The 13984-nt window shown below is 65.0% G+C and carries 13 protein-coding genes; 11 read left to right on the top strand and 2 right to left on the bottom strand.

Annotation, left to right across the window (positions count from 1 at the left end; all coding sequences use genetic code 11):
• Window positions 1–85 precede the first annotated feature (85 nt).
• The 4 genes from DOM56_RS11300 to DOM56_RS11285 all read left to right on the top strand — a co-directional run bounded on the left by DOM56_RS11300 (window position 86) and on the right by DOM56_RS11285 (window position 5123).
• Window positions 86–1450 (top strand): AlkA N-terminal domain-containing protein, encoded by a 1365-nt coding sequence (locus DOM56_RS11300; protein ID WP_110708841.1) that lies wholly within the window; start codon window positions 86–88, stop codon window positions 1448–1450.
• Complete coding sequence (locus tag DOM56_RS11295; RefSeq protein WP_110708840.1) at window positions 1447–1971, top strand: methylated-DNA--[protein]-cysteine S-methyltransferase; 525 nt, start codon at window positions 1447–1449, stop codon at window positions 1969–1971. Before DOM56_RS11300 ends, DOM56_RS11295 begins: the two co-directional genes overlap by 4 nt.
• A gap of 260 nt (window positions 1972–2231) precedes the next feature.
• Window positions 2232–3899, top strand: a complete 1668-nt coding sequence (locus DOM56_RS11290; RefSeq protein WP_110708839.1) for a methyl-accepting chemotaxis protein — start codon at window positions 2232–2234, stop codon at window positions 3897–3899.
• Between the two features lie 63 nt (window positions 3900–3962).
• On the top strand, window positions 3963–5123 hold the full coding sequence (locus tag DOM56_RS11285; protein WP_110708838.1) for an EAL domain-containing response regulator: 1161 nt from the start codon (window positions 3963–3965) through the stop codon (window positions 5121–5123).
• Here the strand turns inward: DOM56_RS11285 and DOM56_RS11280 are convergent.
• On the bottom strand, window positions 5097–7334 hold the full coding sequence (locus DOM56_RS11280; protein WP_157958215.1) for an ATP-binding protein: 2238 nt from the start codon (window positions 7332–7334) through the stop codon (window positions 5097–5099). The two genes, DOM56_RS11285 and DOM56_RS11280, sit on opposite strands and share 27 nt — an antisense overlap.
• 22 nt (window positions 7335–7356) lie before the next feature.
• Window positions 7357–7863: a hypothetical protein gene (locus DOM56_RS11275; protein ID WP_232822263.1), complete on the bottom strand. Its 507-nt coding sequence runs from the start codon at window positions 7861–7863 to the stop codon at window positions 7357–7359.
• 126 nt (window positions 7864–7989) lie between these two features.
• On the opposite strand from DOM56_RS11275, the gene DOM56_RS11270 reads away from it, so the two are divergent.
• From DOM56_RS11270 to modC, 7 genes are all read left to right on the top strand, one after another.
• Window positions 7990–8694 carry a response regulator transcription factor gene (locus DOM56_RS11270; RefSeq protein ID WP_232822262.1) on the top strand — a complete coding sequence of 235 codons (705 nt, stop codon included), beginning with the start codon at window positions 7990–7992 and terminating at the stop codon, window positions 8692–8694.
• A gap of 103 nt (window positions 8695–8797) precedes the next feature.
• Window positions 8798–9196: a DUF2946 domain-containing protein gene (locus DOM56_RS11265; protein WP_110708835.1), complete on the top strand. Its 399-nt coding sequence runs from the start codon at window positions 8798–8800 to the stop codon at window positions 9194–9196.
• 113 nt (window positions 9197–9309) lie between these two features.
• Complete coding sequence (locus tag DOM56_RS11260) at window positions 9310–10689, top strand: PepSY-associated TM helix domain-containing protein (protein ID WP_110708834.1); 1380 nt, start codon at window positions 9310–9312, stop codon at window positions 10687–10689.
• A 61-nt stretch (window positions 10690–10750) separates the two neighbouring features.
• Window positions 10751–11143, top strand: a complete 393-nt coding sequence (locus tag DOM56_RS11255) for a winged helix-turn-helix domain-containing protein (protein ID WP_110708833.1) — start codon at window positions 10751–10753, stop codon at window positions 11141–11143.
• A gap of 92 nt (window positions 11144–11235) precedes the next feature.
• On the top strand, window positions 11236–12027 hold the full coding sequence (gene modA, locus DOM56_RS11250; RefSeq protein WP_232822261.1) for a molybdate ABC transporter substrate-binding protein: 792 nt from the start codon (window positions 11236–11238) through the stop codon (window positions 12025–12027).
• 7 nt (window positions 12028–12034) lie between these two features.
• A complete protein-coding gene (gene modB, locus DOM56_RS11245) occupies window positions 12035–12745 on the top strand; it encodes a molybdate ABC transporter permease subunit (RefSeq protein ID WP_110708832.1) in 711 nt (236 codons plus the stop codon).
• The gene (modC, locus tag DOM56_RS11240; protein WP_110708831.1) at window positions 12742–13875 is read left to right on the top strand and encodes a molybdenum ABC transporter ATP-binding protein; all 1134 of its coding nucleotides are present in this window, start codon (window positions 12742–12744) and stop codon (window positions 13873–13875) included. The genes modB and modC overlap by 4 nt, the downstream gene beginning before the upstream one ends.
• Window positions 13876–13984 lie beyond the last annotated feature (109 nt).

Below are 13984 nucleotides of genomic sequence, written 5' to 3'. Positions count from 1 at the left end.
GGCGGTCATTGAGTGCCGGATCCGGCCAGCCCCGCCGACTCGTCCCGCTACAATGAGGTCGAGACGATGATCAGGACGCGCCACCATGCTCGACCCTCAGCAATGCCGCAGTGCCCGCCTGGCTCGGGACGCCCGCTTCGACGGTCGCTTCTTCATTGCCGTGGAAACCACCGGGATCTTCTGCCGCCCGATCTGCCCGGCGGCGCTCCCGCAGGAGCGCCACGTTCGCTACTTCGAGTCGGCAGTCGCCGCTGCCCGCGCCGGCTTTCGCCCCTGCCTGCGCTGCCGTCCGGACAGCGCACCGGACTCTCCCGCCTGGCAGGGGCCCCAGACCACGCTGGCGCGGGCCATTCGTCTGATCGATGCCGGCGCGCTGCAGCAGGGCAATGTCACGGCGCTTTGCGACAGACTGGGTATCGGCGAGCGCTATCTGCGCCAGCTGTTCCAGCGTCGGTTCGGGGTATCGCCCAAGGCGTACGCAATCTACCGCCAGTGCCTGTTCGCCAAGAAACTGCTGCACGAGACGACGTTGCCGGTGATCGATGTCGCCCACGCCAGCGGCTTCTCCAGCCTCCGCCGTTTCAACGATGCCTTCAAACGACAGATGGCGCTGGCCCCCAGTGATATCCGACGGCGCAAGCGCAACAGCGCCGCCCTGACCGTCAAACTCGCCTATCGCCCGCCCTACCAGTGGGAACGCCTGCGCCATTTTTATGCGCTTCACGTCATCGACGGCCTCGAGTGGGTCGACGAACATTCATTGGGGCGGACCCTGAGACAGGGGGAGACCACCGGTTACTTCGAGGCCAGGCACGACCCCGAGCGCCACCAGTTCGTGGTCACGCTGATCCTGAGCGAGCTCGGTGACCTCAGTGCCATCGTGGGTCAGATCCGGCGGATGCTGGACCTGGATGCAGACACCGCCACCATCGAAGCCCACCTGCAGCGACATCTACCGGATCTACCGCTGGCCGAGGGGCTGCGCCTGCCGGGGTCCTGGAGCGTCTTCGAAGCCGGCATCCGTGCCGTGCTGGGCCAGCAGATCTCGATCGCCGCCGCCAATCGCCTGATCCAGAGCCTGGTCGACCACCTCGGGGAGACCGAAACCGGCGGACGCCGGCGCTTTCCTACCGCCAGCGCCATCGCCGCCAGCGATCTGGCTTTCCTGAAGCTACCCGCCAGCCGCCGGGAAACCGTCCGGCGGTTGGCGAACGCCCATGACCGGGGGGACATCGGCGACGACCCACGGCAGTGGCTCTCGCTCAAGGGCATCGGCCCATGGACGGCCAACGTCGTCGCCATGCGTGGGAACGGCGACCCCGACATCTGGCTGGACGGCGATGTCGGCCTGCGCCGCGCACTCGCCCGTCGGGAGACGCCAGTGAATGTCGCCTCCGCGTCCCCGTGGCGCAGCTATCTCACAATGCAGCTCTGGAACCAGATCCTATGAACACCGACTTCCCTCAGTACGACGCCCGCCTGCCGACGCATCACGACGAATTCGTCCAGCGCTATCAACCGCCGGCCTCGATCCCTCTCGGCCCCATCGAGATTCGCGCCACCGCGCAGGGCCTAACCTGGATCGCTTTCTCGAAGACCCCGGATCACGTCGACAACCCCAATGCCGTCACCGCGCAATGTGCGCGGCAGCTGGAAGCCTACTTCCTGGGAGAGCTGACGAGATTCGACCTGCCGCTGGCCCCTCGGGGCACCGACTTCCAGGCCCGGGTCTGGCAGGCGCTTCGGGCGATCCCTTATGGCCAGACTCGCAGTTATCGCGACATCGCCGTGGAGATCGGCGCCCCAACGGCGGTTAGAGCGGTCGGCGCCGCCAACGGACGCAATCCGATCTCTCTCGTCGTCCCCTGCCACCGAGTGATCGGCAGCAACGGCAGATTGACGGGCTATGCGGGAGGTGTCGGCAGAAAACAGTGGCTATTGGCCCACGAAGTCGCCCTCACCGAGCGTTAGTGGCGATACCCATCCGACAGTTTCCGACCGCTGTATCCGGAGAGTTTTTCGCGCAATACATCATGGATAGGGTCGAAAAAATGGGGGGTTAAAATCCAGCAATATCGGCCGGATTGGATAGTTCTTTACGCCAGCAGGACGAAAGTACCATTCGGAAAATCCGGCAATGTCAACAAATGTAACATATCGATTCACATAGTCGACTAAGCATGGGAAGCGCCTTATTTATCGGTTACCTACCCCGAACCGAGGCAACGTCCATGCTGACCAATTTTCGACAAATCCGCATCAAGTACACGCTTGCGTTTCTCCTGATCCCCCTCGCCTTGATGATTGTCTATCTGGCCGACTACCGACTGATCGAATCTCTCAAGTTTCGCATGCAGGAGTTTGGCGGCACGTTCAATGCCGCGATTGGCGATGTCCTGAACGGCGACCGTGATCTTTACCAGTCCAGAGTCGCTGAACTCGAATTCCTGCGGTCGACACCAGGCTCCGAGCGCGCCCGACAGGCGTTGGCCGAGCATGGTGAAAATGCCCGCCAGGCCTGGGATCGCGTTACGAGTTTCCGGACCCTGATGGCCGACTACCCGGAGGTGGTCGCGACGACCGCCGGTGTCGATGACAAATACCGGGACTGGCTCGACGCCTCACGAAAAACTTTCGAGCTTCACGCCAATGGCGACACCGCCGCGGCTCGCGACCAGTTGGAGGGCGACTCTCTGGCAGCCTTCGAGGAACTGCGACTGATCTACGATCTTGCGGGACAGCGTGCTTTCGAACTCATTCCCGAGTTGGAGTCCGCCGCGCTCTCCCGCGCCGACACCCAGGAAACCGCGATCATCGGGTTCGGTATCGTCGTCCTCGTCCTCTCGGTTTCTCTCGCCCTGGGCGGGCCGCTTCTGATGTCCCGAGCGCTTCGCCAGATCACTGCCCGCATCCGGGAAATCTCGGAGGGCGACGGTGACTTGACCGCCCGAATCGCCAGCCGCCGGCGAGATGAGATCGGCGATCTGGCAACCCAGTTCGACAATTTCATCACCCGGATCGACAAACTGTTGCAGGGCGTTCGCAACAGCACCGCCTCGGTCAGCGTCGCGGCTGACGAAATTGCCCACAGCAGCGACGATCTCGCTTCCCGTACCGAGCAGTCGGCGTCGAACCTGCAGCAGACTTCAGCCTCGATGGAGCAGATCTCCGCCACGGTCAAGAACACCGCGGATTCGGCCCAGCAAGCCTCTCGCTTGACCCAGGACACCGTCGACAACGCCAGGGCCGGTCAGAACACGATGCAAGCGGTGATCGCTACCATGGGCGATATAAGGGATTCATCGAACCGGATCAGCGAGATCATCGCGATGATCGACAGCATCGCCTTCCAGACCAACATCCTCGCGCTCAACGCGTCGGTGGAAGCCGCACGCGCGGGTGAGCACGGTCGTGGCTTTGCCGTCGTCGCTCAGGAAGTCAGGGTTCTGGCAAGTCGCTCCAGCGAGGCCTCCAACGAGATCCGCACGCTGATCGACACCTCCGTCGCCCACGCGCGCAGCGGTGCGGAGCTGGTGGACCGGGCAGGGAGCGCGATGCAGGACATCGTCAAGAGCGTTCAGCATGTCAACGATGTGATCAACGAGATCAGTGCCGGCACCAAAGAGCAGAGTATCGGCATTGGTCAGGTCAACACCGCCGTCTCCGACCTCGACAGCATGACCCAGCATAACGCCTCCATGGTCGAGCAGTCGCGCGCGGCGGCGGCAGAGATGCGCGACCAGGTACTGCGACTGGACGAGCTGCTGTCGAGTTTCAAGCTCAGCCAGACCGCGCCACCGGTCAAGTCCAGCGCGCGCACGACGCCGGCGACGCCGAATCGGCACGCCATCACCACTGCACCGAAGGCCAGTCGGGCGCTGGAGTGGGAATCGTTCTGAGGGCACGGCGGCCCTGGCCGCCGTCCTGGAACGCACCGATCCTGCCATCAACAAGGGAGAAGCATGCCGAGACGCGCTCTGGTCATCGACGATGACGACGAAATCCGCACCCTGGCCGCGCATCTGCTCAGCCAGCGGGATTATCAGGTCGATGCCGTGGGCGGCCTCGACGAGCTGGCTCGCGGGCCCGAGAGAATGGCGGTCGACCTGATTTTGCTGGACTTCGCACTTGGCGAATTCGACGGTTTCGATGTCCTGCAATATCTTCAGGATCTGCGACTGGACGCCTCGATCGTGCTGTTGAGCGCATGCGCGGACGATATCGCCGATCGAGTCATCCAGGCAGGTCGCAAGAAAGGCCTCGGCATGCTGGGATTTCTGCCGAAGCGACGCTTGCTGACCGGCTTGGATCAACTGCTCGAACCCCTGGCGTCACGCCCACGACAACTCGCCATCGAGGATCTGGTTCGCGCTCTGTCACGCAACGAATTCTTCCTGGTCTACCAGCCGAAATTCGATCTGCGCCGGGAGCGCGTGACCGGCGCCGAGGCCCTGTTGCGCTGGCAGACGCGGGATCATGGGACGATCGCGCCCGATCTTTTCATCCCGCTCGCCGAACGTCATGACTTCATCGTCGAGTTGACCTGGAGAGTGCTCACCCTGGCGTTCGAGCAGCTTGCCCGGTGGCACGCCAATGGCTGGGCACTGAATCTGGCCGTCAACATACCCTCGGCATGGATCCGGTCCGCCGGCGTGTTGGCGTCGTTCGATCTGCTGGCGAAATCCCGGGGAGCGCCATTGCGTCACCTCACGCTGGAAGTCACCGAATCCACTGGCATCGAGTGCCTGAGTTACGCCGCCCATATCCTGCGGGGATTACGCGAGCGTGGCTGTCGATTGTCGCTGGATGATTTCGGCACCGGCTACTCGTCGATGACGCAGCTTCACCGCCTCGCCTTCGACGAGCTGAAACTCGATCGCAGCTTCGTCTCCCGCGCCGACCAGGACCCTGTCGCCGAAGCGATCACCTTGTCGATCCTCGACCTCGGCCATCGGTTGCACATGAAGGTCGTGGCCGAGGGCATCGAGACACAGACGCAGTATCAACTCCTGCGCCATGCCGGCTGTGACATCGCTCAGGGGTATTGGCTGGGCCGCCCCATGCCGGGGTCAAAGTTCGAGGCCTGGTATCGCTCGTCAAGCGTGCTCGCCGCCTTGGGTTGAGGCCTCCAGGGACACCGTTGCCAACGGGATCGCGATGGCTTGGCGGGTGCGCTCGGCGCAGGCGATCAACCGATCGACTTGGTCCTCGATATGACCCAGACCTTCCGCCGTCGCCAGCGCCTCGAAACCGGCCGCCAGCTCCGCCAGGCCGAGACAGCCCAGCGCGGCGGCGGCCCCTTTCAACGAATGCGCTTCCCGACGAATCATCACGACATCGCCATTCCGGATGGCCGACCTCAAGGCGTCGATCCTGTCTTCCAGACGCAGGAAGAAACGGTGGTAGAGCGATTCGAGAGCATCCCTCGACAGCGAGGCGCGCAACTCCCGACAGACCGAGTCGTCCACGAGCGCCGGCGGTTCGGCTATGCCTCCAGCCGGCCCCGGTGGAAAAGTGGCACCATCGTCGCCGACGGTCCCGGAGACCGATCCCAGATGCGTTAACAGCACCTGACGCAGCTCCTGACGCGTGAACGGCTTGAGGATCACGCCCTGCATGCCACTGTCGAGGCAGCGCTGCTGATCCTCGGGCATCACGTTCGCGGTCATGGCGACGATCGGCAAGATCGGCCGGGGCTCCTGCGATCGCCAGCGCCGGGTAGTCTCGACGCCATCGAGGACCGGCATCTGCATATCCATCAAAACCAGATCGAACGCCTTGCGATGTTCCCGCAACAGTGCCAGTGCCTCACGGCCGTTCTCGACCACCGTGACACGCTGGCCCAGTGCCTCCAGCATACCGCGAGCGACCTGCTGATTGATGGCGTTGTCCTCGACGACGAGAATGCTTCGTTGCACCGGTACCGCCAGTATCGGCAACGCGGCCACCGCCTCCACGGAGGAAACCTCCGGCAGCGGCAGGCTCACCCAGAAGCGAGTGCCAAGGCCCTCGCGGCCAGTGAAACCGATCTCGCCGCCCATGGCGTCGACTAGACGCTTGCAGATCGCCAGTCCCAATCCGGTCCCCTCGTGTCGCCGGGCGATGGATGCATCGACCTGGGAGAAGGGAGTGAACAGTCGGGCTCGATAATCGTCGGGAATACCGCAGCCCGTGTCGCACACCTCGAACTGAATTCGACACGCCTCGTCGTGGAAGACGTTCAGGGCCACCTGGCCTTCGGAGGTGAACTTAAAGGCATTGTTTAGCAGATTCATCAATACCTGCCGTAGCCGGGTCACATCGCCGACGACATATCTTGGCAGTCGGGGTGAAAGCGCCCGGACGAAGGCAACGCGGGTGCCGCAGAGTCGGTACTCTTCGTAGATCTGGTCGAGAAATTCCTGCAAGTCGAAAGCGTGCCGATCGAGTTCCAGGCTCCCGCTCTCCAGCTTGGAGTAGTCGAGGATGTCGTTGATGATGACCTGAAGCCCGGAGGCGCTCTGTTTCAGCGCTTTCAGATACTGAAGCCCCCGCGTCGAGACGACCTCCGTGGACAGCAAGTCCGACATCCCGACCACACCGTTGAGCGGCGTGCGAATCTCGTGACTCATGACTGCCATGAATTCCGACTTGCTGCGACTCGCGCGCTCGGCGCGCTCGACGGCCTCATTCAGCGCCTGACGCTGGACCTCCAGCTGCTGTAGTTTGTGATGTCGACTCCTCGCCTCTCGAAACAGGGCCCTGATCAGGATGGCACCCGATAGCATCGCCAATACGACCAGTGCCAATGCCAGGCCGTACAGCTGCATCATCTGGCGACGCTCGATCAGGCGACCGGAGGAAACCCTCGCGTTGATGTCGACCAGTAACTGTTGGGTCGACAGCTTGATCGCCTCCAGCCGCTGCCGGGGAGCGGGGAGTCTGGGGATCCGTTCGGTCCACGGCAGGGTCGACAAGGCCTGAAGCGTTCGATCCAGCATCACGATCTCGCGAACGAGCCTGTCGAGATGCGATCGGGCATCCTTCACCGCCTCGATCGACCGACCGAGCTCCCCGCGTTGCAGGAGTGTCAACCGGCTGTAGAAGATCTCGAAACGAAGCTGAACCGCCTCCCACTCTGCCTCCGACGCCAGGGATGACAATCTTGCGGAGAGTTCTCGACCCTCGCGATCGAGCTGGTACGCGGCCCATACCAGATTTTCGAGCAGGCGGCCGGCAACGGTTTGCTGTCGGGCGACGATGATCCCGCCGGTGACGAGGGTGCACGAGAAGAACAGCACGGCCGCGAAGGTCGCGACCCTGAATCGCCGAGAGAACAGGGATCTGGCGGTCACGCCCGGCACCGGATTCGAGACCTCATTGGACCTCTATCCGCGTCACCTGCCAGACGGAGCGGGTGACGATGTCCTCGTTTTTCAGTTCAGGGTGATCATCGAAGGGATAGATCACGAATATCGGCCCGTAGTCCCTGACGCGCAGCGGTTCCCCGTTGGCCGTCAGCGCCAGCAACACGTCAAAGCGCTGCCAGTCACCAACGGGTATCGTCGCCGCATAATCGTTGAGGGCCACGACTCGCAGCGCGTCACCTCTGGCGTCGACCGCCTGCAGCACGGCACGGCCCAATGGGCCTTCGAAGGTCATCAGGCCGTCATGCCATGGCGTGTGAGTCTGCGTGCGGCCCCCCGTCAGTGACTCGAGCATCGCGCGATCGAATTGGGCGGTATCACCGACATTGGTCGTGCCGATATTGCCGGAGACCGTCAGCAGGATCGAACCACTCGGCTGCTCCAGCCCCCAGGCCGGCATCGACAGCGTTATCCCGAAAACCAACAGACCGCCAAATGACCGTGTCAGTGCGCCCATTTCCGCCGCTCCCCCAGATCTTTTGTCGATTATATTTCGAGTTTCTCGATCCAGACTGTGAACCTTTGTGACACTGAGGCAGACTGGACCAAGCGGCGAATCACCATTCGACGGCCGAGGGACTTCATGACGACATCCATGCACATCGGCGTGCTGGAGGACGATCCGGATCAGCAGGCTTTCATTGAAATCTGCCTCGACGGCGCCGGCCACCGGCCGCGGATGTTTTCCCGCGCCAGCGACTTCCGCCGAGGACTGAAGCAGCATCATTTCGACATGATGATCCTCGACTGGTATCTGCCGGATGCCAGCGGCATGGACGTGCTGGCGCAGCTTCGACAGCACGATGGCTGGCTGGGCCCGATCCTGTTCGTGACGGCGAACCAAGAGGAGGAGACCGTGGTCAAGGCGCTTGCGCTGGGCGCGGATGACTTCCTCGGCAAACCGCTGCGACCACGGGAACTGGTCGCCAGGGTCAACGCGCTGGCGCGACGCGTCAGTTCTCCCCTGCCCCGTGAACGCCATCGACTCGGCGATTACGAGCTCCATGCCAACCAGCGCCAGGTGTCGCTGGCTGGGGAAGGGATCCCGCTGACAGAAAGAGAATACCGCTTGGTCAGCCTGTTGTTCGCTCACGCCGGCGAACTGCTCTCACGAGCCCACCTGTTGGAAGTCGTATGGGGCCATAAAGGCGACATCGCTACCCGCACGGTCGACACTCATGTCAGCCGACTGCGGCGCAAACTGGAACTGGATGGCCGCCACGGCATCAAGTTGCAGAGCATTTACCAGCATGGGTATCGCCTCGACGTCCAGCTCGCCCATCCCTGACTCGCGTCGGGTGCGACATAATTACACACCCGGGCGGTCATGATTGGCGGCCAAACCGCCAGCGCGTAGAGTCCCCCTCTGACGACGGCGTCCTGGACGAGATATGACGCATTTCTGGCATCGCTGCTACCGCCCGCTGACTGCGCTCGCGCTGTTCGCCATGCTGATGGCGTTCACGGGCCCGTTGATCAGCCAGATGCAGCGCCTGATGGAGATGCCGGCCCACGGCGGCATGATGATGGCCACGTCCCATCACGCGGCCGCCGTCGACGACCATCGGATGCCATCGTCCGCTCGGAGCATGAGCGCAGACGACCACTGGCACATGGCCGCCTGCGGGTACTGTGAGCTGTTTCTCCACGCACCCGGCATCGCGCCGCCGCGTGTCACACCACCGGTAACGCCGCCACCGTCGGCCGAACATCCGCTGGAGGTCATCGCCCCGCCGTCGCCGACGCCGGTCTATCCCCGCTACGCCTCTCGTGCACCGCCCCTGGCCTGAACCCTTCCCCGCTCCGCGCGCCCATCGTGACCCGATGCGCATCGGGGCCATGTCACGCTCGCCCGACGACCGTCGTCGGGCGCTGCCATCCGGTTCAGGCCTGGAGTTCACCCATGGACACCGTTTCATCGGCGGCCGATCGCCGCCAGCGCCCCTTGTGGGTTGCACTGATCACTCGTCTTCACTTCTACGTCGGCCTGTTCGTCGGGCCCTTCCTGCTCGTCGCCGCGCTATCGGGGATTGCCTATGCGCTGACGCCCCAGCTGGAGAGCTGGCTCTACCATGACGCCTTGACCACCCGGAGCGAGGGAGAGGCACAGCCGCTGGCACGCCAGATCGCCGCCGCCCAGGTAGCCGCGGGGACCAGCGCGGCCCCCGCCGCGGTGCGCCCGGCGCCGGCGGCAGGCCAGACCACGCGAGTGATGTTCGACGACCCCAGCGTGGCTGAGTTCCAGCACCGCGCGCTGTTCATCGACCCGGTGACGCTGGCGGTACGCGGCGATCTGCCGGTCTACGGCACCAGTGGCGTGCTGCCGCTGCGCACCACCATCGACCAGCTCCACCGCAGCCTGTTGCTGGGCGAACCCGGCCGCCTCTACAGCGAACTGGCCGCCTCCTGGCTCTGGATCGCCGCGCTGGGCGGCGGCTTCCTGTGGTGGCGCCGCCGTCGGACCCGCCGGCAGGCGGCGGGACTGCAACGCCTACGCCAGCGTCACGCCACCCTTGGAGCGGTAGCGCTGGTCGGACTGGTATTCTTCTCGGCGACCGGTCTCACCTGGTCGAAGTGGGCTGGCGGCAATATCGCCGAACTGCGCCACGCCTGGGGCTGGGGCACACCGGGTGTCTCCACGGTGCTCCAGGGGCAGGAGACCGCGGCCGCCGATCCTCACGCCGAGCACCACCACGGCGCGGGGGGGATGGACATGGGAACGGCGCCGGTCACCGATGCCGACTTCGACCGAGCACTGGCGGCAGCCCGCCACGCCGGCCTGCTGGCGGGCAAGATCGAGCTGCAGCCGCCGTCAGCGCCGGACCGCGCCTGGAAGGTGCGCGAGATCGGCCGCGAATGGCCCACCGAGGTCGATCAGGTGGCGCTGGATCCGCACAGCTTTGCGGTACTCGACCGCACCGATTTCACCACCTTCCCGCTGGCGGCCAAGCTCACTCGCTGGGGCATCGACCTGCACATGGGCGTGCTGTTCGGACTGCCCAACCAGTTGGCGCTGATCGCGTTCGCCTCGTGCCTCGCCACCCTGATCTGCTGGGGCTACGCGATGTGGTGGCGTCGGCGGGCCGCCGCTTCCGGGGAGCCGCAGACCTTGACCGCCATCTTCCGGCTCATGGACCGGCGCTCGCGACTGGTCGCCCTCCTCGTTGCGGCCGCCCTCGGCTACGCCCTGCCGGTGATGGGCGCCAGTCTGCTGCTGTTCGTCGCCGTGGATTACCTGCGCTGGCGGGTTGGGGTCCGCCAGCAGGTGGCACAGACGGCCTGATCCTGGGCCCGTGGCGAGCGCCTGTGTTACAACAGGGGCTCGCCACCGCCACGATGCCGCCATGACCCGAACTCACCACCCCTCGCCACGCTTTCAGCTTCGCCTGGTTGCCGACCGGGAGATCGTCGTCGGACCGGGCAAGATCGAGCTGCTGGAGGCGATCGAGCGGCACGGCTCGATCGCCGCGGCCTGTCGCGAGATGGGCCTGAGCTACAAGAAAGCGTGGCAACTTCTCGACACCATGAACCGGCACCTCGCCGCACCGGTGATCGACACCGTCACCGGCGGTACTCGGCGTGGCGGTGCCACTCTGACGGCAGAGGGGCGCGCCCTGGTCGACGACTATCGCCGGCTGATGGCCGATCTCGCTGACAGCCCCCATGGAAAAACGCTGCTGAACCGTCTCGCGTCGACTGGCACCCCCGATGCCGAAGCGGCGGCCGACGCCGACTGATCCACGGCTCCGCCCGATTCCCTCTCGACCACCGCGTTACCGGCAGCTATAGTGACTTCCCGTTATTTCCATTCATACATAGCGAGAAGCCCGTGAATCTCTCGGCCCGTCGAATCCCACCTGCCCTGCTGGCGCTGGCGCTCTGCGTACCGGCCGTCGCGCATGCCGACGGCGCGTCCGATCCGGTCCGGGTCTATGCCGCCGCTTCGGTGACCGATGCGATGAACGCAGCGATCCAGGCCTACGAATCCGACCACGATGTCGATATCGTCCCGGTCTACGCCTCCTCATCGACGCTGGCGCGCCAGATCGCCAGCGGCGCTCCCGCCGACATCTATCTTTCCGCCAACGAGCAGTGGATGGATTGGCTGGAAACCCAGGATCTCTCGGTCGAGGCGCGCGCCGACCTGCTCAGGAACCGACTGGTGCTGATCGCGCCGACGACCAGCGACGTTGCCGCTTTCACCCCGGGCGACGGGACCACGATCGCCTCCCTACTGGGCGACGATCAGCGCCTGTCGGTCGGCGAGACCAGCCACGTACCGGCCGGCATCTACGCCAGGCAGGCGCTGGAGTCGATCGGCGAGTGGGACGCACTGCAGTCGCGGCTGGCCAGTGGCGACAACGTCCGCGCCGCCATGGCGCTGGTGGAGCGCGACGAGACGCCGCTCGGCATCGTCTACCAGACCGACGCCGAGGCGAGCGATCGGGTCAAGCAGGTCGGCGTATTCCCCGACGACAGCCACGACCCGATCACCTACCCGCTCGCCGTGGTCAATCCAACGCCAAGCGATGCCACCGAGGCGTTCCGGCGCTGGCTGACGGGTGACGACGCCTTGGCGATTTTCGCTCGTTACGGCTTCACGCCGGTCGAATCCGACTGAGTCGCGGATGTTCGAGGCGATAGCGCTCTCCGATGCAGAGTGGCAGGCGATCACTCTCAGCCTGAAGATCGCCGGCAGTGCCGTGGGGTGGATTCTGGTTCCCGGCGTCGCCATGGCGTGGCTGCTCGCCCGTCACGACTTTCGCGGCAAATCCCTGCTCGACGGCCTGCTCCACCTGCCGCTGGTGCTCCCGCCCGTGGTGGTGGGCTATCTGCTGCTGCTGTCGCTGGGACGCCAAGGCTGGCTGGGGCATTGGCTCTATCAGGGCTTCGGCCTGTCGCTACCGTTCACCTGGCAAGGCGCGGCCATCGCTGGCGGCGTAATGGCATTCCCGCTGCTGGTCCGCGCCGTCAGGCTCTCGCTGGAGGCCGTCGACCCCAAGCTGGAGGCGGCCGCGGGCACCCTCGGCGCCAACCGCTGGCGCGTCATGTTCACGATCACCCTGCCCCTGGCGGTGCCGGGCCTGCTGACCGGCACGGTCCTGGCATTCGCCCGCGCGCTGTCGGAATTCGGCGCCACCATCACCTTCGCGTCCAACATCCCGGGCGAGACCCGCACCCTCCCCCTGGCGCTCTATACCCTGATCCAGACGCCCGGCAGGGAAGCCGCCGCCGCCAGACTCTGTGTGCTGTCGATCGTCATCGCCATGCTGTCGCTGATGGCCTCCGAGTGGCTGGCGCGGCGCGCCAGAAAGCGCCTGGAGGAGCGCGACCGATGAGCGGAGACATTCATCCCTCGACCCCGGGCGTACCCGCCGCCGCCGAGCGCAGTGCGCTGGAGTGTCGGCTGCGCAAGCGGCTGGGCGGCTTCGACCTGGACATCGCCCTGACGGTGCCGGGCCGAGGCGTGACCGCGCTGTTTGGCGAGTCCGGCAGCGGCAAGACCAGCCTGCTGAGACTCATTGCCGGCCTCGATCGCCCCGATGCCGGCCATGTCCGGCTGGGCGAGCGACTGTTGACCGAGGTCGCCAGCCGTACCCATGTACCGCCTCACCAGCGCCATCTGGGTGTCGTCTTTCAGGAAGCGCGGCTGTTCCCCCACTACCGGGTTCGCGGCAACCTCACCTACGGCATGCCGAGGGCAGCGCGTCCCCAATTCGACGACCTGGTGGCACTGCTGGGAATCGGCCATCTGCTCGAGCGCCTGCCCGGCACCCTCTCGGGGGGAGAGGCGCGCCGGGTCGCCATCGGCCGCGCGCTGCTGACCCAACCTCGCCTGCTGCTGCTGGACGAGCCGCTGACCGGGCTCGATGGAGAGCGCAAGCGGGAGCTGCTGAGCTATCTCGTCCGCCTGACCCGGGAGATCGACCTGCCGGTGCTGTACGTCAGCCACGACACGACGGAGATCGCCGCCATCGCCGATCACCTCGCCCTGATCGAGCAGGGCCGGCTGACGGCACACGGCCAGCTGGACGCGCTGATGATGCGACTCGACCTCACCGAGCGACTGGGTGGATTCGATGCCGTCACGCGACTGAGTGCCCGGGTGGTCGACCACGACCCCGCCTACGCCTTGACCCGGGTCGTCCTCGACGACGGACAGACGCTTCGCATCCCGGCGCTCGACCACCCACCGGGGACGCCGGTACGTCTGCGCGTGGGCGTGCGCGACGTTGCCCTCGCCCATGCCATGCCCGAGGGCACCAGCTATCGCAACGGGCTCGCGGTGGTGATCGACGCGATCGAACCCTCGACCCAGGAACCCAGCGCCAATGAAGTGCGCCTGACGATTGGGCGCCAACCGCTGCGCGCCCGACTCACCCGCCAGGCCTGTGACGAAATGCAACTGGTGGTCGGCAAGCCGACGGTCGCGCTGATTCGAAGCGTCGCGTTCGACTCTCGATTCTAGCGGCGAAACAATCACTTGAGAGCAAGTCAAGGCGAACCCCACCCCAAGCGTATCGCTTTGTAACTTAACGCTTTTTAGCGATTTTCCCGTCGCCTTGGCGATCGAGTCT

The organism is Salinicola sp. CR57 (assembly GCF_003206585.1).
Classification (GTDB): domain Bacteria; phylum Pseudomonadota; class Gammaproteobacteria; order Pseudomonadales; family Halomonadaceae; genus Salinicola; species Salinicola lusitanus.
This window is presented reverse-complemented; position numbering and strand designations above follow the sequence as displayed.